Below are 18,491 nucleotides of genomic sequence, written 5' to 3' on the forward strand. Positions count from 1 at the left end.
AAATCAGACTACTTCCTGTTGACGTAAACGTCAACCTAAAATAACCTTTAACTATTCACAGCCTGTAACGAAAAATTGGCATTGTAATAAATAGGCTGAATACCTTATTCAAATACTGAGGCAGTATTGAGTGAGTCCGTCATAAATAAAGAGGTTATTATGGTCGAACGTGAAACCATGGAATTTGATGTAGTTGTTGTAGGCGCTGGACCTGCGGGACTTGCTAGTGCAATAAAACTCGCACAACTTGCACAAGAAAAACAACAAGAGTGCATGATTTGTGTTGTAGAAAAAGGCTCAGAAGTTGGCGCGCATGTTCTATCGGGCGCTGTATTTGAAACAAAAGCGTTAGATGAATTACTACCAAATTGGCAAGAGCAAGGTGCGCCAGTAACTACGAAAGTAACCAATGATGAAATTTATTGGTTTAATAACGAAGAAAAAGCAACATCAATCCCCCACTTTACTACGCCTAAAACATTTCATAATAATGGTAACTACATTGTTTCAATGGGTAACGTATGCCGCTGGCTAGCAGAGCAAGCTGAAAGTTTAGGCGTAGAAATATTTCCAGGCTTTAGCGCACATTCACTTATAATTGAAGACGACGCAGTAAAAGGTATTGTTACGGGTGACATGGGCGTTGATAAAGATGGTAATGAAAAAGATGGCTACATGCCAGGCATGGAGCTAAGAGCTAAATATACTATTTTTGCTGAGGGCTGCCGAGGCCATTTAGGCAAACAACTTATAAACCAGTTTGCACTTGATGCTGACTCATCGCCTCAACATTATGGCTTAGGCTTTAAAGAAATATGGCAAGTAGATGAGTCTAAGCACCAACAGGGTAAAGTAGTTCATGGCACAGGTTGGCCGTTAAGTGGTGATACGAGCGGTGGTGCATTTATGTATCATAGCGAAAATAATCAGGTCGTTGTTGGCTTAATTGTTGATTTAAATTACACAAACCCGCATTTAAGCCCGTTTGATGAATTCCAGCGAATGAAACATCATCCTGTTTTTAAACAGGTACTTGAAGGCGGTGAGCGTATTGCTTATGGCGCGCGCGCTATTGCAAAAGGTGGATTACACTCTTTGCCTAAAATGCATTTTCCTGGCGGGTTATTAGTAGGCTGTGATGCAGGCACATTAAATTTTGCAAAAATTAAGGGAAATCACACAGCAATGAAATCGGGCATGATAGCCGCTGAAGTCATTTTTGAAGCATTAGAAAATGAACAAGCTAATACTGATTTAGTAAATTACCACACGCAGTTTGAACAATCTTGGGCTTATAAAGAGCTTTATCAGTCTCGTAATTTTGGTCCCGTGATGCATAAGCTAGGTAAATTTTTAGGGGGTGCATATAACACGCTCGATCAAAATGTATTTAACGGTGCTTTACCATTTACCTTTAAAGATGATGTACCAGATTACTCTACGCTGGTTGATGCTAACATTGCTGAAAAAATAGCTTACCCTAAGCCTGATGGTTCACTGAGTTTTGATAAACTTTCAAGTGTGTTTTTATCAAACACTAACCATGAAGAGTCTCAACCTTGTCACCTAAAACTTAAAAACACAGCAATACCAATAAAAGTTAATCTTGTGAAATTTGATGAACCTGCGCAGCGCTATTGCCCAGCAGGTGTTTATGAGGTGCAAGAAATAGAAGGTAACAACGAGTTTGTAATTAATGCACAAAACTGTGTTCACTGTAAAACCTGTGACATTAAAGATCCGAGCCAAAACATCACGTGGGTTACCCCAGAGGGCGCTGGCGGCCCTAATTACCCCAATATGTAATATCTTTTACATATAAATTATAAACATATCCTAAATTGCAGGGGCTTCGGCCCCTTTTTTGCGCTATGCTGATTGTATAATTAATAAAAAGAGTAAAGCTTATGCCGTCGTCAAATGTTGTTTTTCGTTTTTTAGCAGAACCTACCGACGTTAATTTTGGTGGGAAGGTACATGGTGGTGTGGTTATGAAGTGGATTGACCAAGCTGGCTATGCCTGTGCTGCTGGCTGGAGTGGTCATTATTGTGTAACCGTATCGGTGGCAGGTGTTAAATTTAGACGCCCTATTCTGGTTGGTCAAATAGTAGAAGTGGAAGCTAAAATTGCACATACCGGTAAAACAAGTATGCAAATATTTATACAAGTTCGGTGTGGCGACCCTAAAACACAGAACATGGTTGAAACAAATCACTGTGTAATAAGCTTTGTTGCCATGGATGAAACAGGTTACCCCGTTGCAGTGCCAGAGTTTAAAGCGGTCACCAATGAAGATGTAAAATTAGAAAACTACGCAATTAAAATGAAAGAAATTGCGATTGAAACTGAAAACTTACTTCATCAAGTGTAAATACGCATTAGCTAATTTTTGTACTGTAAAAATCACCTAATGCTTTGTAAAAAATACAATTTATTTAAAATCGCTAAGCCCCAGTAGTTAGCGATTTGTTTAATAAAAAACCTAAACAACCCAAATAACTAATCCAAAAATACTAGTTCAGCTGTTTTAGTAATCAATTTAATCATTGGCATGTTCACTGCAAATAAGTAATTGAAGTTTGAAAAATCAAACCATTTTATTTTTTAAAGGAGCTATTTAATGATTAAATCACTTTCACTTTCAGCACTAGCGCTAGCAACACTTGGTTTTAACTCTGCGGCGCAGGCAGATATTTCCGATTTTGATTCTCCACGTATTTATACCGGTATAGGTTACGGACAGTACTCTTTTGAATTTGAAGACAGTGAAAACGATACTGATTTTGATGATGACGCACAAATGCTCAAAGGATATGTTGGTACGCAATTTAATGAATATTTAAGTGTAGAGCTGGCTTATCAAAACTTTGATGAAGTTAGCGATATTGATAGCAAAGCTGAAATTGACGGCGTGTCATTGGCCGCGCGTTTAGGTATCCCATTAACTGAGAGCTTTTCAGTTTATGCCAAAGGTGGTTGGTTAGAATGGGATGCAGATATAAAACAAGAACTCCCTGTTGGAAGCGTTTCTACTTCACAAGATGGCGGTGACGCATTTTATGGTGCTGGTTTAGAGTTTGCTTTTTCTAGCAATGTGCAAATGCGTTTAGAGTACGAGCGTTACAAACTAGACGATGATATTGATCCTGATATGGATGTAGCATCAGTGTCACTGCAATACATGTTTTAAACTATAAACAGGTTGTTTAACAAAGGTAAGCTTAGGCTTACCTTTTTCTGCTTTATATAAACCATTCAGTCTAAAAGCTATTTTAAACCATTTAGTCTAATTAAATAAATTGCTATGCTGTGATGCGATGGCCTGCAAATAAAGGTAGAATGCCCGCCTATTCTATTTGTACTTGAGTAACATGAGCGACTACAGCATTTCGGCCGTTGGCCACATACAATCTCCCTATAAACAAAAGTTTGCCATACCAAGACAACCTCGTTTAGTACCTGAAGCCAAAGCAAAACTTATTTTTGCGCCTGATTTTAACCGCGAAGAATTTGTACGCGGTATTGATGAATTTACCCACATTTGGTTATTGTTTCGCTTTCATGAAACCGCAGATAAAGGCTACTCGCCCATGGTACGCCCTCCTCGCTTAGGCGGTAATGAGCGCAAAGGTGTATTTGCTACTCGTGCTACTTTTAGACCAAATGCCATTGGTATGAGTGCAGTAAAGCTTGAGGGCATAGAATATAAAAATGGCCAACTCAGTTTATTACTTGCCGGAATAGACCTGCTTGATGGCACGCCCATCATTGACATAAAACCCTACTTGCCTTATTCAGATGCCATGCTTGACGCAAGTGCTGGCTTTGCAGATACACGCCCAGAAACACAAATGAGTGTAGAGTTTACCCCCGAGGTGACATTATTCATTGAGCAACAAACTCAATACCCTGAATTATTAAACTTTATTAGTAATGTTTTAAAACAAGATCCACGCCCTGCTTACAAAAAACAAAAAGACGGCGAGCAGAGCTATGGAATGACATTGTATGATTACAATATACGCTGGCAAGTTAATGGCGAGCACAACCTAGTAACAAGTATAGAAAAAAGCTAAATAACTCACTTAGCGCTTTTGTGTAAAAGCAACCGCTGGTAAACTTAAGCTCTATTAAAAGAACATATTACTCTATTTCGGAAAAATAATGCGTACCAGTCAATATATACTCGCAACACTTAAAGAAACGCCTTCAGATGCTGAAATTGTATCGCATCAGTTAATGCTTAGAGCCGGTATGATCCGTCGCGTCGCTTCGGGTTTATACACTTGGTTACCCTCTGGTTTACGCGTTTTGCGTAAAGTTGAAAACATTGTTCGTGAAGAAATGGACAAAGCAGGCGCAATAGAAATGCTGATGCCTGTCATACAGCCTGCTGATTTATGGGAAGAGTCAGGCCGTTGGAGCGAGTTTGGTCCAGAGCTAATGCGCTTTACAGACCGTCATAATCGTGAATTTGCACTTGGTCCAACGCATGAAGAAGTAATCACCGATTTTGTTCGCAAAGAAGTGAATAGCTATAAACAGTTACCACTTACTTTATATCAAGTACAAACTAAAGTACGTGACGAACGACGCCCTCGTTTTGGTGTTATGCGCGCCCGTGAATTCACCATGAAAGACGCTTATTCATTTCATTTGAGTGAAGAATGTTTAAATAATACGTATCAAGCAATGCACAAAGCATACTGTAATATTTTTGAACGTTTAGGCCTAGATTACCGCCCAGTAATTGCCGATACAGGGTCTATTGGTGGTAGCGTGTCTCATGAATTCCATGTTTTAGCCGAATCAGGCGAAGACGCTATCGCATTTAGCGATGGTAGTGATTACGCCGCTAATATTGAAAAAGCCGAAGCTCTTGCCCCAACACAGCCTCGTGCTGATGCTACAAAAGAATTAAAAGCTTTCCCGACTCCAGATGCTAAAACAATTGAAGAGCTTAAAAAGCATTACGGTGTTAAACCACACCGTAGTGTTAAAACGTTAATCGTTTATGGTGCCCCAGATGAAAACGAACAACGTGGTTTAGTTGCCCTTATTATTCGTGGCGATCACGAGTTAAACGAATTGAAAGCGGAAAAGCACCCTCTCGTTGACTCACCGCTTGAAATGGCAAAAGAAGCAGACATCATAGCTGCAATCGGCGCAAAGCCTGGTTCACTGGGTCCTGTAGGATTAACAATGCCGATTATTGTTGACCGCACAGCCAACGTAATGGCTGACTTTGTTGCCGGTGCTAATAAAGACGATGAACACTTTAGCGGCATAAATTGGGACCGTGATGTAACTAACTACGACGTTGCTGATATTCGTAACATTGTAGAAGGCGATCCTAGCCCTTGCGGCCAAGGCACATTACAAATTAAACGTGGTGTTGAAGTAGGACATATATTCCAACTTGGCACAAAATACTCAGAAGCCATGAAAGCAGGCGTATTAAACGAAGATGGTAAAAACCAAGTAATGACCATGGGTTGTTACGGTGTGGGTGTATCGCGTATTGTGGCTGCTGCTATTGAGCAAAACAACGATAAATACGGTATTATTTGGCCACAATCTATCGCGCCGTTCGACCTTGCTATTGTACCAATGAATATGCACAAGTCGCATCGTATTCCTGATATTGCAAACAGTCTTTACCAAGGTTTAAAAGATGCAGGTGTGGATGTGTTATTTGACGATAGAAAAGAGCGCCCAGGTGTCATGTTTAATGATATGGAGCTTGTAGGTGTGCCTTTCACACTTGTAATTGGCGAACGTAACCTAGACGAAAATAAAGTAGAACTTAAAAATCGTCGCACAGGTGAAAAGCTAATGATTGACATAGATACCGCTATTGAAAGCATTAAAGCAGCTATGCAAGCCTAAACTCTTATTCGTTATTCAATAACGTGAATGCAAAAACCGCTTTTTAAGCGGTTTTTTTATGCCTAAATTTTGTGTCATATAGCTTTACTAAAAATGTCGTATCACTGTCATTTTTTCTCTCTAAAGTAATTTATAGCTAACAAAACTAACGAGGGACAATATGAAAAGTGCTGATCAAAAGGCTAAATACCCTGCTATATGGATATCAGATGTTCACCTAGGATATAAAGATTGCAGAGCTGATTATTTACTCGATTTTCTAAGCGCTGTTGAGACTGACGTTTTATATTTAGTTGGCGACATTATTGATTTATGGTCTATGAAGCGCCAATTTTATTGGCACCCCTCTCACTATCAAATACTTAATTGCATTCAACAAAAAGCGGCCAACGGAACACGCGTAATTTATATACCAGGAAACCATGACGAAACCTTTAGAAACTATATAAATCAAACCCTATTTGGTATAGAGGTCCACCAGCAGTATATTCATGTAACTCAAGCCAATAAACGCTTTTTGCTCGTTCACGGCGATGACTTTGATAGCGCAACTCGTTATAACAAAATTATTAGCATTGCTGGCGATGCAGGCTACGATTTGCTTTTATTTTTAAATCGTTGGAGCAATAAAATAAGAAAGTTGTTTGGGGGTAATTACTGGTCGTTAGCGTCGTGGATAAAAGCACGAGTTCATAAGGCACGCGAAGCAATAAATGCATTTGAAGACGCAGCTATTCATGAGGCAAAAAAACAAAACGTAGACGGAATTATTTGTGGGCATATACACCACCCTAAAATAAAAGTGTGCGACGGCATAGTGTATTGTAACGACGGCGATTGGATAGAAAACTGCACCGCCTTAGTGGAACAAGCCGATGGAAAAATAGAACTGCTTCACTGGTCAGATACACACACAGTTTTAGACAGCGCCGACATATCTAACATTTCATCGCCACTAATGAGTAATGACGATGCAAAACCTAAAAAGTCGGCAGCCTAATTACTGACTTTAAACCAAGTCATAAATTTTAACCCTTGTTGACGGCCTTAAACAAAAAAGCATCACTTAAGTGATGCTTTTTAAAGATGAGTAGCACACTATCTAAATAGTACATCTTCTCGGTTAAACCATTTAACGCAAAATGCGAGTAACGCACCTGCAATAAGAGCGGTTGCTAAAAATATGAGCCCTACAAACGTGTAATCTACAGTGCCTTTAATTATGTCTTTAATGGCTAATGCAACGTTGGTTACTGGAATAAACGCGGTTTTAGCAGTCAATTCCATATTTGGCATTATTGAAATAATAATAGGGAAAAACACCCCCATACTTAAAGGAGCCATGTAGTTTTGTGCTTCTTTAAACGTACGCGCATAAATAGATATAGCTAACGCTAAAGAAGAAAATATGGCAGCCAATGGCAGTAATAATACAAAAATCATCAGCAAATCGGTAACCGCCAAAGTACTAAATGCCGTTTTTATAAAGTCTAAGTCTGCGAACGCCAGTGCAACAGCAACCCAACACCCCATACTCACAACCGTAATAGTGGTTGATGCAATAGAGGTGGTCAGTAATGTTATAAATTTACCTAATACCAGCTCTGTGCGTGTTATGGGTGTAAGTAAGAGTGTTTCTAGTGTGCCGCGCTCTTTTTCACCGGCCCCTAAGTCAATTGCAGGATATGTAGCGCCCATTAACACCAATGGAATAAGTAAATATGGTAAAAAGCCACCTATTTTTTCACCTAAGTTTTCACGTTTATCGGCCGTATCTACTTTAACAACTTCAATAGGGGTAAGGATAGCTTTGTGCGTAGACTCTTCTATCCCAAAGCTTTTTAATTTTTTGGCTTGCAATACGTCGCTGTATTCTTGAGCTAGTTCTTTGACCCGGTCAAATAAAAAATTTATTGATTTTGCGTCGTTAAATACCACTTCCCATTTGCTTTGTTCACCACTGTCGAGTGTATCTTCTGCGTTACTTGGCAAATAAATACCCATATCTATATCGCCGGCAGTAACACCTGCTTTGAGCTCTTCTATTGTATTAAAGGTTTTACTGCCCTTATAAAGTTCAAAGCTTTTGTGGTAAAACACTTTGTTGGTAAATTCTGGTGCGTATTCACCATTAATAATTACGTAAGTATTAACTTTTTGGTCAGCTTCAAGTGCCGCTTGCGAACTAATAAAAGCCATAACGGCAAAAATTATTGGGAAAATAAGTACTGGCAGCGCCACAACAAACATAAGCGTTTTTTTGTCGCGAAGGAGCTCTTTTAATTCCTTTTTATATACTTCAAACATTATGCTTCTCCGTTAATATGTTCATAAACGCTTGGTTTAACTCTTCACTGTTTCCGGCTTGTTTAAACTCTTCAACTGTGCCATCAAAGCAGCTTATGCCTTCGTTAATTACCGCTACACGGTCACATAACAATGCGACTTCATCTAAATGATGGGTAGAAAAAATAACCGGTGTGCCTTGTGCTTTTAAACCTTTGATAAATTCGATCACTGTTTGTGTGGTCATGATATCAAGGCCTGTTGTAGGCTCATCGAGCACAACTACTTTTGGGCGATGTACAACTGCACGGGCTATATTTGCTTTTTGTTTCATACCAGTTGATAAATTTTCAGCGCGCTTATCTATAAATTTATGCATATCGAGTAATGTAAAAAGCTCATCACAACGTGATGCTATATCGCTTTTTTTCATCCCGTGAAGTTTTGCAAAGTACTCTATGTTTTCTTTAACGGTCAGACGACCATACAAGCCAGTAGAGCCTGATAAAAACCCAATCGACTTTCGCCCTAAAAGAGGTTTTTTAACAATATCGTTGCCAGCAATTGTAATAGAGCCTTCATCGGGCTTTAAGGCTGTTGAGATCATTCTTAAGGTGGTTGTTTTACCTGCGCCATTAGGGCCTAACAACCCTAATACTTCGCCTTCAGCGCAGCGAAAACTGACATCTCGTACTGAATGAAAGTAGTCTTTATCTTCACGCGGATCGATATCATCTACTTTATTTTTTTTATGGTCTTTCGTCAGCTTAAAACGTTTTTTAAGCCCGGCAACTTCTATCATGCGCATGTCCTTCGTTTGGGTCTAAAGTAATCCGTATTATTGTAAAATGTGTCGTTTTTATTATCTTCATGCCAGCCAGGCACACCTAATAATGGTAAAGGCGAAAGGTGTGAGTTATCGGCTAAGCAATGTTCTATTTTAATCTTCTCATAAAGTACTTGATCAAGGTACTGGTATTGCATTGCTAAATCTTTACAAAATATTTCGTCGGGCACATTTATAAATAATGCTTTTCCTGTGAGCCCTATATAAGGGCGAGTCAACATTTCGTAATTGGCATGACCAAACATAAAAGCCTGAATTGACTCTCCCCACTCATGGCGGTGCTCTACAAATGCTTTGTGCCATTGATGATCGCGCAGCCAGGTTTGCCATTTACTTTCACTAATGGCCAGTACAACACCACATTCATCAAATAGTGTGAGTGCGTTTCTGTGTTTGGTGCGCTTAGTTAAACCATATTCGGCAATGTCCTGAACATGCCGATGATTTATAAGTGATTTTGTTTTAGGAAATAAGCACCAAATAAAACCACCGAATAGATCGTGCCAATTTTCTGTCCGTGTGGGTACTTCACCAGTTTCAAAAATTACTTGTTCGTAATAGCGCTCAGCAAAGTCTATTTGTGCATCGTCAACAAACTGTATCGGTAAATTATTCTCGTTCGTTGCATTTAAATAAGGAGTAAACCATTTTGGTGAAGGCCATTGAGTTTGCTCATTAAGTTTAAACAAGCTGTTTAGGTGATTAAATGCACCCGTTTTTAGGCAATTGGGTTGCCATTGTTCAGGAGGAGTAAAACGCTTCATTATTATAAATTTCTAACTTGTATAGGCCTTTAATTTTGTAACAGTTTACCGCAAAAGCTAGCCCTACTTAATAGAAGTTAATATACTTATTTAATCTTAAAACAATAATCGAGTTAATATGAAACGCAATTTATCTCTCACACTTCTTGCCAGCGCTGTTTTAGCTGGCTGTGCAGCAACAAGCATAACTCCTTCAGATGTAACTAATGGCTATAACAGTATTAAAGCCGATGAGTTAGCAAAACACATAAAAGTATTGGCATCTGACGAATTTGGTGGCCGAGCGCCTTCGTCACCTGGCGAAAAGCTAACATTAGATTATTTAACAACCCAATTTAAAGCATTGGGTTTTGAGCCTGGCAATGGTGATAGCTTTTTACAAGAAGTCCCCCTTGTATCACTAGAAGCTGATTCAAACATGGTTTTATCAATTGGTGGCAAAGATTACCAATACAAAAAAGACATGGTTATGGGCAGTAGCCGCATTAGTGAAAAAGAAGGCATTGAAAACTCTGAGCTCGTATTTGTAGGCTACGGCGTTAATGCACCAGAGTATAACTGGAACGACTACGAAGGAATTGATGTTAAAGGTAAAACCGTGGTCATGCTTGTAAATGATCCTGGTTTTGCAACTAAAGATCCAGCTTTATTTACTGGCGACGCAATGACTTATTACGGTCGTTGGACCTACAAATATGAAGAGGCAAGTCGCCAAGGTGCTGCAGGCGCTATTATTATTCACGAAACAGCACCCGCTTCATATCCTTGGTCGGTTGTTGAAAATTCGTGGAGTGGCGAGCAATTTGGTTTTCAAAAAGAAAACTACAATATGGACCGTGTTGCTGTAGAAGGCTGGGTTACTAGTGATGTGGCTAAAGAGCTTTTCAGCAAAGCTGGTTTAGATTTCGATACCGTTAAAGAAAATGCCGCAAAAGGTGCTTATCATGTTGATATGGGTGATTTAACCGCCTCTGTTAATGTGACTAATACAATTAAAACGTCAGTGTCTTACAACTTTATTGCGACCTTACCGGGCAGCGAATCGCCAGACGAACATGTAGTATATTCAGCGCATTGGGATCACTTAGGCACAGATACAAGCCGCAAAGGTGACCAAATTTATAACGGTGCTCACGATAACGCAACGGGTACTGCAGGCTTAATAGAAGTTGCAGAAGCATTTACTAAATTGCCAAAGCACCCTAGCCGCTCAATGACATTTTTAGCAGTAACCGCTGAAGAGCAAGGGTTACTTGGCTCTAAGTATTACGCCGCAAACCCTGTTATTGCAGCTAACAAGACGGTTGCTAATATAAATATGGATAGCTTAAATTTATTAGGCAAAGTAAAAGATATGAGTGTGGTAGGCATTGGTAAATCTCAAATGGATGAGTTTTTAGCTAATGCAGCAAAAGATCAAGGTAGAACTTTATCAGGCGATCCTAAACCATCGTCGGGTGGTTATTACCGTTCTGATCATTTTGCGTTTGCCAATATGGGCATACCTGCAATGTACGCTGGTGGTGGTACTCAAGCAGCGGATGAAGAAACAGCCAATTATCGCAAGCGAATGAGCTTAGTATTACGCGGTTGTTACCACCAGCCTTGTGACCGTTACCGCGATGAGTGGGATTTATCGGGTGCTGTTCAAGACTTACAATTATTTTATAAAGTAGGTTTTGATATTTCTGAGCAAGAGCAATGGCCTACTTGGAATGCAAATTCAGAATTTCAACGCAAATAGCCTAGAATTTAATATCGAAAGTCTCAATGTGAGTAATCGATTTAAACACAATTAAATGATATTGATTATCATTTACTAAAATTATACAGTGTTACCCTGTTTATTAATTTGGTAACACTGTATGAACTCAATTACACAAATAGGACTAATTACCCCCGCTTCACAACGCTTTGTTAGCCAAAATAAACGCTTATTACTCCCTCTTTTTTTGTTGGTGTGTTTTGCTGCGCCATCACTTCGTGATATTGCAGTTACCGCACTAAGCGACGCGTTTTTTCAAGTCAGTGTATTTGTTGCTGCTACGTTACTGATTTATTACTACGCTATTGAGCGTTTACCTCAGTTAGAGCTTAGTTATCTAAGTGCCAAGTCACCGGCTTTAGAGGTCTTTTTTGCGGCTTTACTAGGTGCCTTACCCGGCTGCGGGGGCGCTATAATAGTGGTTACACAATTTACCAAAGGCCAAGCAAGCTTTGGTGCTATTGTTGCCGTACTGACAGCAACAATGGGCGATGCTGCATTTTTACTTTTAGCTACACGCCCTACTGAGGGAGCTGTAATAATGGCTATAGGATTAGTTGTTGGAACTATATGTGGTGCTTTTGTAAATACAGTTCATAAACACGACTTTTTACGCCCTTCTTTAAAAGAACAAACGCACCAAGTTAAAATATTGCCTACCCGCATTATTAGAGTCAGTAAACCTGTTTGGATGTTGGCGATTTTTCCAAGTTTAATCATCGCGTTTTTAATCGCATTCAACGTGGACTTTAACCAATTTGGAAGGCACACAAGCACTGGAATACATTTATTTGGTGCGGGCATGGCTCTATTTATCGTAACGGTATGGGCTTACTCGTCTAAGGGCGAAACATATAAACAAATTACCAGTGAAGAGGATGAATGTAATCCACCATCTAAAGTGGTTAAAGTGCTCCAAGACACACACTTTGTGACTGTATGGGTAGTGGCGTCGTTTATGTTATTTGAAATACTCGTGAATGTAGCCGGACTTGATTTAAAAACATGGTTTGCCCACTACGCTTATTTAGCACCGCTGATTGCTGTAATCATAGGTTTTTTACCCGGTTGTGGGCCGCAAATAATAGTTACCACGCTTTATATACAGGGCATCATTCCATTTAGTGCTTTAACATCCAATGCAATTTCAAACGACGGAGATGCGTTATTCCCTGCAATTGCGTTAGCCCCCAAAGCCGCAATAATAGCTACTTTATATACCGCACTTCCTGCACTCGGAGTTGGCTATGGCTTGTATTTTATTTCGTATTGAATTTTAGGCATAAAAAAGCTCAGCGAACACTGAGCTTTTTTAGGTTAAAACTTTACTTTATACAGTAGCAGGTTCTGCAGCTAACTCTTTTGGATTAGGACCAAAATCGTTCTCGCCCTCGTGTGAGTCTTGTACAAGGAACACAATTAATACAATCCAACCAATAATTGGCACTAACCACAGAAGCTGCCACCAACCAGAGCGGCCAGTATCGTGTAAACGACGTGCACCAGCACTTAAACCAGGTATCAATAGCGCTAAACTATAAATAGAACCAATAAACATAGTACCTAATGCGCCATCAATAACATTACAGATAATTGAGAAGATGGTATTAAATAATACAAACATCCAATAAGCTTTGCGGCGGTTACGACCTGAAAAATCTGCGTAGCTACGCAGTGCGTTCATATAATGTTCCATAATATTTCCTTAGTGTTATTTTTTATATTCCCTAACGGGGTTAGTTTTATTACTTTTTAGCAACAGGTGTATCTTAAATAAAAACAAGTCCTTTTAAAACAAAAAACCAGCAAATTGCTGGTTTTTTATAAGTTTAATTTTTAGCTCATTGCCATCATCATTGCCGACGGATTTTCTAAGTACGATTTCCATAAGTTATTAAAGCGAGCAATTGTTCCGCCATCAATAACACGGTGGTCACCAGACCAACTAACTTGCATAATGGCCTTACTTACAACATGCCCGTTTTCATCAAAGCGCGGTAGATGTTGCAACTTACCTAGCGCAACAATTGCTACTTCTGGCTTATTAATAATTGGTGTGGCAATTGTGCCGCCAATTGCACCAATATTCGAAATGCTAATTGTACCGCCTTTTAAGTCTTCAGGTGGTACTCGCCCTTCGCGAGCAGACTCAGTAAGCCGTGTAAGTTCATTAGCCACATCAACAATATTTTTACTTTGGCACGACTTAATATTAGGCACCAATAAGCCAATTTTAGAATCGACGGCTATACCAATATTATGATCATTAAAATAAGTAAGTTCAGAGCAATCTTCATTTACTTTAGAGTTAAGAACAGGGAATTCTTTCATCGCAAGTGAAAGGGCTTTAATAAAGAAAGGCATCATAGTGAGTTTAACGCCTTGTGCTTTATACTGCTCCTTCATTGAAGCTCTTAGTGCAATAAGGTCTGTTAAATCAATTTCATCACAAAATGTAAAATGTGGAATGGTTGAAACAGAAGCAACCATTTGTTTTGCCATCGCCGCTTTTATGCCTTTAATTGGCTCGACACGCACGCCAGAGGTATGTGTTTTACTTTGTGTGTTTACTGCACTGGCATTAAGTGGTGACGTATCAATACTGTTTGGTACTTCACCTTTGATAAACTCTTCTATATCTTGCTTATAGATACGTCCATTTTTACCACTACCCGGTACTTGTGTTAAATCAACATCAAGCTCACGGGCTTTACGTCTAACAGCCGGTGATGCAACCGCTTTTGTGTTGACCACTTTTGCTGGTTTATTCACTTTTACTGGTGCTGCTTGCTCTGCTGCATTTGTTTGCGCTTTTACTACGGCTTGGTTTACATCTATATTTTGTTTAGGTGCAGTTCCAGCAATAGTCATCTGAAACAATGGGCTATGTACTTTAGCTATTTCACCTTTTTGATAATACAGCTTTTGAACAGTACCTGTGTATTTTGCTGGTATTTGCACAAGGGCTTTATCAGTCATTACATCACAAACAGCCTGATCTTCTTCAATTTCATCGCCTTCGGCGACTAACCAGTCGACTATTTCACATTCGACAATCCCTTCGCCAATATCTGGTAAAATAAAATCTTCTAATTGTTCAGTTGCACCATTATTGCTTTGTGGTGCATTACTGGGCTGTTGTTTTTCAACACTGGCCTCTTCGCCAGCTACATTCATTGCAAACAAGGGTGCATGTACTTTGGCAATTTCGCCTTTTTGATGGTAGAGCTTTGTAATTACTCCATCGTGCACAGCAGGTATTTGTACCAGTGCTTTATCAGTCATTACATCGCAAATAGGTTGATCTTCACAAACGCTATCACCCTCTTGTACCAGCCATTCAACCACTTCACACTCAACAATGCCTTCACCAATATCGGGTAATATAAAATCTTTAGCCATGGGAACCCCTAAAAATCCATTGATTGTTTAATTGCGGCTAACACTTTGAGCGTATCAGGCACATACTCTTTCTCTAGTGCCAGTGGGTATGGTGTATCTAAACCACACACACGTAGAATAGGTGACTCTAAATGAAGGAAGCATGCTTGTTGAATTGAAGCTGCAATCTCTGCGCCAAACCCATTTGTAATAGGTGCCTCATGGCTTATTACCAAACGACCTGTCTTAGTCACTGATTTAGCAATTGTATCTATATCCCAAGGTAAAATACTTCGTAGATCAATTACCTCACAATTTATACCTTGCTCGCTTGCTTGTTTTGCAGCGTCTTGAATAATTTCCATTTGAGCACCCCAAGCCAGGACTGTAATGTCAGTGCCTTCTTGCACAACTTCAGCTTTACCTAACTCTATTGAATAATCTTCTTCAGGTACTTCACCCGTCGATGCACGGTATAAACGTTTAGGTTCAAAAAATATAACCGGATTATCATCTTTAATACTTGCACGCAGTAAGCCTTTAGCTTGATATGGATTACGTGGTACGACTATTTTTAAACCAGGTGTATGTGCAAAGTAAGCTTCTGGTGATTGCGAATGATACAAGCCACCTGCAATACCACCACCATATGGGGTACGTATAGTTAAGTTACCAACATTAAACTCGTTTCCGCTTCTATATCTAAACTTAGCCGACTCGTTTACTATTTGGTCAAATGCTGGAAAGATATAATCTGCAAATTGGATTTCTGCTAGTGCTGGTGCACCAAAAGCTGCTAAACCATTGGCAAAACCCAGTATACCTTGCTCTGTTAGAGGCGTGTTGAATACACGGTGTTTACCGTATTTTTCTTGTAAACCTGAGGTTGCTCTAAATACACCGCCAAAATACCCGACATCCTCGCCAAATATGCACGCTTGCGGGTGTTCATTCATGGTTATATCAAGAGCAGAATTAATTGCATGTAGCATGTTCATTTTAGCCATTACTTAATTCTCCCTGCAGTAACTGGGTAAGCATCTGGGTGCTTTTGTATATGTTCTTTTAGTTCATTATATTGACGAACAAGTGATGGGATAGGCGTGTCGTAAACATCTGACACCAATTCCTCTAAAGCAGGCTTTTGCACTACTTCTGCACGCTTTAGGGCGGCTAAAATATCTTCACGTATAGACTCTTTCGCTTTTAAATCGTCTTCTTCGTTAAGCCACTCTTGTTTTACTAGCCACTTTCTAAATTTTTCTATTGGGCATGTTTTATAATTCGCTTCTTCGTCTTTTGAACGGTAACCACTTGGGTCATCAGACGTAGAGTGAGCGCCTAAACGATAAGCTATTGATTCAATTAAAACAGGTTCGCCTTGTGTAGAGGCAATTTCACGGGCTTTTTGCGTTGCTGCAAACACAGCTAGTGCGTCTGTGCCATCTACCCTAATTGTTTTGATACCATAACCTACGCCACGCGAAGCAATACCATCACCTTTAAATTGCTCATCTGCTGGGGTCGAAATAGCATAACCGTTGTTACGTGCAAAAAATATCACGGGTGCTTTATGCACTGCAGCCATGTTTAATCCGGCATGAAAGTCACCTTCAGATGCAGCACCTTCGCCAAAGTAACAAATAGTTACGTTGTCAATGGTGCTTGCAAGTTCGCCTGTTTTTGCATCTATATGATTTACTTTTTGTCCATATGCATACCCTGTCGCTTGTGGTATTTGTGTGCCAAGTGGAGAAGAAATTGTCATATAATATAATTCTTTAGAACCATAATGAATTGGCATTTGACGACCTTTGCCTAAATCTAATTCATTTGAAAACATTTGGTTCATAAATTGGTCTAGCGTAAAACCACGGTAATGCAGTGCAGCTTGCTCACGGTATTGCGCCATTATCATGTCTTCTTGGTCAAGCGCAGCAGCGGATGCCGTAACGGCAGCTTCTTCACCTAAACATTGCATGTAAAAGCTTACTCGGCCTTGGCGCTGAGCACCTTGCATACGTTCATCTAATAAACGTATAAAACGCATAGTCTCATAAAGTTTAATTGCGGTATGTTTTGAAATAGAGGGTGCTGTCGCACTTGGGTGAATGTCGCCATCCTCAGTTAAAATACTAAGGGTTGGAATATTAAGCGCATTGCCGTCAATAAATTCTAGCGCATGGTTAATATTCAGCGATACGTTATTTGGATTACTCATAACCTACCTTCTGTTGTTGTCAGTAACATAGTGCCCCTTTTACATTATTATTATGGGTGATCATTGCTGAATAAACTTTGCAATATCTGCACTATATTTAATTAAAGCTGCCAACACTTTACGTTAACGTAAAGTGTTATTCAACAAATCTGTGACGAAACAAAAGTAAATATTGGTTAAATAAGTGGCAAGTTAACAATACAGCTACTTAAATTATTAGTAATCAGTTAGTTAACTTGCAGGACAAAGAGGTCTAATGAGTTGAATTATACAAAGTTACTGTCTATAGCCATTGGAACAACGGTGAGTAATGCACGTTGCCCTAAGGCTACTTTTGCATTTGGGAATATGATTGCTTCTCCTTCAACGTCCGCATAATAAGGAGTATTACCATCGGTTGCGAGCAGTTCTCCTTTTGCAAAGCCAGTAAAATTCTCTGCATCATCAGAAAATGGAAAACTAAAATCTTCTTGAGTACGATTAATTGTACGATGAACAGCGAACAGCTCAAAGTCGTTTGCATTAAATTGTGGGTATTCAACATCTTTTTGACTAATTAATGCAGTTAACGTTTGTTTTGTTTTTTCAAAACGTGTCATATCGTTTTGGCCAAATGGTTTTACTTGCCCAAGCTCAACTGTAAACGAATCTGCACCATGAACAAAGGATGAGTAATAACTAAACGTTGTCGCTGGCGACTTCATCATTAATACAGTATTTACACCACAACTTAATAAAAACTGTAGCTGTGATTTTTTCCATGGTTTACCGTGCAAAAATGGATACACAGCAAATTTTTCATTTTTTGAACCACGAATAGCCGTGTGCAAATCGTAATGACTGCGCTCACTGCCCTTTTCCCCTCTGGCAAAAAAGTCAGTGACGTAGCGTTCAAGTTTTGCCGCTCGAACGCGCTCGTCATTCATTTCAACACCATCAACCGTGTGGTGTCCATTAAATAAACGATTAAGATTTTCTTCTACAAAGCGCAAACCAATATTAATTGATTTAGGGTTACCGTATATAAAAAGGACTCGCTGATTGAGCTCAAGGTTTTGGGAAATAATTTGCTTTATTAGCTCATCACAAATTTCAATAGGCGCCGTTTCGTTACCGTGTACAGCACTTGATAACACAATATCTTTTGAGGTAGTAACCGCTGGCTGAAACTCAATAACCCCAGTATCGTGTACATTAACTTGGGTTCCATTGTTGAGCGTAAACTGGCTCGGTGCTAAGTGCCATTCATTATCTCGGCTAATGGTTAGAAAATCACCGGTTGATTGCAATAAATTTAAATAATCGGGTGTGGCTGACATAATAAAAGCCCTTTATAG

At 39.5% G+C, this 18,491-nt stretch carries 16 protein-coding genes; 8 read left to right on the forward strand and 8 right to left on the reverse strand.

The features are described 5' to 3' along the window. Positions 1 to 159: 159 nt before the first annotated feature. From MTP24_RS08485 to MTP24_RS08510, 6 genes are all read left to right on the forward strand, one after another. Positions 160 to 1,806: an electron transfer flavoprotein-ubiquinone oxidoreductase gene (locus MTP24_RS08485; RefSeq protein WP_243530553.1), complete on the forward strand. Its 1,647-nt coding sequence runs from the start codon at positions 160 to 162 to the stop codon at positions 1,804 to 1,806. 101 nt (positions 1,807 to 1,907) lie between these two features. After that, entirely contained in the window at positions 1,908 to 2,372 is a 465-nt protein-coding gene (locus MTP24_RS08490) for an acyl-CoA thioesterase (RefSeq protein ID WP_008131184.1), read from the forward strand. A 249-nt stretch (positions 2,373 to 2,621) separates the two neighbouring features. Next, a complete protein-coding gene (locus MTP24_RS08495; RefSeq protein WP_008131186.1) occupies positions 2,622 to 3,191 on the forward strand; it encodes an outer membrane beta-barrel protein in 570 nt (189 codons plus the stop codon). A 181-nt stretch (positions 3,192 to 3,372) separates the two neighbouring features. Further along, the gene (tsaA, locus tag MTP24_RS08500) at positions 3,373 to 4,077 is read left to right on the forward strand and encodes a tRNA (N6-threonylcarbamoyladenosine(37)-N6)-methyltransferase TrmO (protein WP_243530555.1); all 705 of its coding nucleotides are present in this window, start codon (positions 3,373 to 3,375) and stop codon (positions 4,075 to 4,077) included. Between the two features lie 88 nt (positions 4,078 to 4,165). Next, positions 4,166 to 5,890: a proline--tRNA ligase gene (locus tag MTP24_RS08505; RefSeq protein ID WP_243530558.1), complete on the forward strand. Its 1,725-nt coding sequence runs from the start codon at positions 4,166 to 4,168 to the stop codon at positions 5,888 to 5,890. Positions 5,891 to 6,050: 160 nt separating this feature from the next. Continuing rightward, entirely contained in the window at positions 6,051 to 6,890 is an 840-nt protein-coding gene (locus tag MTP24_RS08510; protein WP_243530562.1) for a UDP-2,3-diacylglucosamine diphosphatase, read from the forward strand. A gap of 98 nt (positions 6,891 to 6,988) precedes the next feature. Here the strand turns inward: MTP24_RS08510 and MTP24_RS08515 are convergent, their stop codons facing one another. Genes MTP24_RS08515 through MTP24_RS08525 form a run of 3 tightly spaced genes read right to left on the reverse strand, consistent with a single transcriptional unit; the run spans position 6,989 to position 9,787 of the window. Continuing rightward, entirely contained in the window at positions 6,989 to 8,197 is a 1,209-nt protein-coding gene (locus tag MTP24_RS08515) for an ABC transporter permease (protein WP_006793028.1), read from the reverse strand. Continuing rightward, complete coding sequence (locus MTP24_RS08520) at positions 8,190 to 8,978, reverse strand: ATP-binding cassette domain-containing protein (RefSeq protein ID WP_008131198.1); 789 nt, start codon at positions 8,976 to 8,978, stop codon at positions 8,190 to 8,192. The genes MTP24_RS08515 and MTP24_RS08520 overlap by 8 nt, the downstream gene beginning before the upstream one ends. Continuing rightward, positions 8,975 to 9,787: a DUF3025 domain-containing protein gene (locus tag MTP24_RS08525; protein WP_138740978.1), complete on the reverse strand. Its 813-nt coding sequence runs from the start codon at positions 9,785 to 9,787 to the stop codon at positions 8,975 to 8,977. Before MTP24_RS08525 ends, MTP24_RS08520 begins: the two co-directional genes overlap by 4 nt. A 118-nt stretch (positions 9,788 to 9,905) precedes the next feature. On the opposite strand from MTP24_RS08525, the gene MTP24_RS08530 reads away from it, so the two are divergent. Continuing rightward, positions 9,906 to 11,531 (forward strand): M28 family metallopeptidase, encoded by a 1,626-nt coding sequence (locus MTP24_RS08530; protein WP_243530565.1) that lies wholly within the window; start codon positions 9,906 to 9,908, stop codon positions 11,529 to 11,531. 121 nt (positions 11,532 to 11,652) lie between these two features. Continuing rightward, positions 11,653 to 12,825: a putative manganese transporter gene (locus tag MTP24_RS08535; RefSeq protein WP_243530567.1), complete on the forward strand. Its 1,173-nt coding sequence runs from the start codon at positions 11,653 to 11,655 to the stop codon at positions 12,823 to 12,825. A 57-nt stretch (positions 12,826 to 12,882) separates the two neighbouring features. On the opposite strand, the gene MTP24_RS08540 is transcribed toward MTP24_RS08535, so the two are convergent. The 5 genes from MTP24_RS08540 to astE all read right to left on the reverse strand — a co-directional run bounded on the left by MTP24_RS08540 (position 12,883) and on the right by astE (position 18,473). Then, on the reverse strand, positions 12,883 to 13,248 hold the full coding sequence (locus tag MTP24_RS08540) for a DUF805 domain-containing protein (protein ID WP_243530569.1): 366 nt from the start codon (positions 13,246 to 13,248) through the stop codon (positions 12,883 to 12,885). A gap of 140 nt (positions 13,249 to 13,388) precedes the next feature. Beyond that, positions 13,389 to 14,954, reverse strand: a complete 1,566-nt coding sequence (locus MTP24_RS08545) for a dihydrolipoyllysine-residue acetyltransferase (protein ID WP_243530573.1) — start codon at positions 14,952 to 14,954, stop codon at positions 13,389 to 13,391. Positions 14,955 to 14,962: 8 nt separating this feature from the next. Then, positions 14,963 to 15,940, reverse strand: a complete 978-nt coding sequence (locus MTP24_RS08550; RefSeq protein WP_243530575.1) for a transketolase C-terminal domain-containing protein — start codon at positions 15,938 to 15,940, stop codon at positions 14,963 to 14,965. After that, positions 15,940 to 17,154 carry a thiamine pyrophosphate-dependent dehydrogenase E1 component subunit alpha gene (locus tag MTP24_RS08555; protein WP_243530578.1) on the reverse strand — a complete coding sequence of 405 codons (1,215 nt, stop codon included), beginning with the start codon at positions 17,152 to 17,154 and terminating at the stop codon, positions 15,940 to 15,942. Before MTP24_RS08555 ends, MTP24_RS08550 begins: the two co-directional genes overlap by 1 nt. A 266-nt stretch (positions 17,155 to 17,420) precedes the next feature. Continuing rightward, entirely contained in the window at positions 17,421 to 18,473 is a 1,053-nt protein-coding gene (gene astE / locus MTP24_RS08560; protein ID WP_243530580.1) for a succinylglutamate desuccinylase, read from the reverse strand. Positions 18,474 to 18,491: the final 18 nt, after the last annotated feature.

It is taken from the genome of Pseudoalteromonas sp. APM04, assembly GCF_022809815.1.
Lineage (GTDB): Bacteria > Pseudomonadota > Gammaproteobacteria > Enterobacterales > Alteromonadaceae > Pseudoalteromonas > Pseudoalteromonas marina.

Bases quoted from the DNA above. Each gene is read 5' to 3' on its own strand.
- MTP24_RS08530 (WP_243530565.1), top strand. From the start codon at position 9,906: ATGAAACGCAATTTATCTCTCACACTTCTTGCCAGCGCTGTTTTAGCT.
- MTP24_RS08540 (WP_243530569.1), bottom strand. From the start codon at position 13,248: ATGGAACATTATATGAACGCACTGCGTAGCTACGCAGATTTTTCAGGT.
- MTP24_RS08510 (WP_243530562.1), top strand. From the start codon at position 6,051: ATGAAAAGTGCTGATCAAAAGGCTAAATACCCTGCTATATGGATATCA.
- MTP24_RS08525 (WP_138740978.1), bottom strand. From the start codon at position 9,787: ATGAAGCGTTTTACTCCTCCTGAACAATGGCAACCCAATTGCCTAAAA.
- MTP24_RS08505 (WP_243530558.1), top strand. From the start codon at position 4,166: ATGCGTACCAGTCAATATATACTCGCAACACTTAAAGAAACGCCTTCA.
- tsaA (WP_243530555.1), top strand. From the start codon at position 3,373: ATGAGCGACTACAGCATTTCGGCCGTTGGCCACATACAATCTCCCTAT.
- MTP24_RS08550 (WP_243530575.1), bottom strand. From the start codon at position 15,940: ATGGCTAAAATGAACATGCTACATGCAATTAATTCTGCTCTTGATATA.
- astE (WP_243530580.1), bottom strand. From the start codon at position 18,473: ATGTCAGCCACACCCGATTATTTAAATTTATTGCAATCAACCGGTGAT.
- MTP24_RS08485 (WP_243530553.1), top strand. From the start codon at position 160: ATGGTCGAACGTGAAACCATGGAATTTGATGTAGTTGTTGTAGGCGCT.
- MTP24_RS08535 (WP_243530567.1), top strand. From the start codon at position 11,653: ATGAACTCAATTACACAAATAGGACTAATTACCCCCGCTTCACAACGC.
- MTP24_RS08495 (WP_008131186.1), top strand. From the start codon at position 2,622: ATGATTAAATCACTTTCACTTTCAGCACTAGCGCTAGCAACACTTGGT.
- MTP24_RS08520 (WP_008131198.1), bottom strand. From the start codon at position 8,978: ATGATAGAAGTTGCCGGGCTTAAAAAACGTTTTAAGCTGACGAAAGAC.
- MTP24_RS08515 (WP_006793028.1), bottom strand. From the start codon at position 8,197: ATGTTTGAAGTATATAAAAAGGAATTAAAAGAGCTCCTTCGCGACAAA.
- MTP24_RS08490 (WP_008131184.1), top strand. From the start codon at position 1,908: ATGCCGTCGTCAAATGTTGTTTTTCGTTTTTTAGCAGAACCTACCGAC.
- MTP24_RS08545 (WP_243530573.1), bottom strand. From the start codon at position 14,954: ATGGCTAAAGATTTTATATTACCCGATATTGGTGAAGGCATTGTTGAG.
- MTP24_RS08555 (WP_243530578.1), bottom strand. From the start codon at position 17,154: ATGAGTAATCCAAATAACGTATCGCTGAATATTAACCATGCGCTAGAA.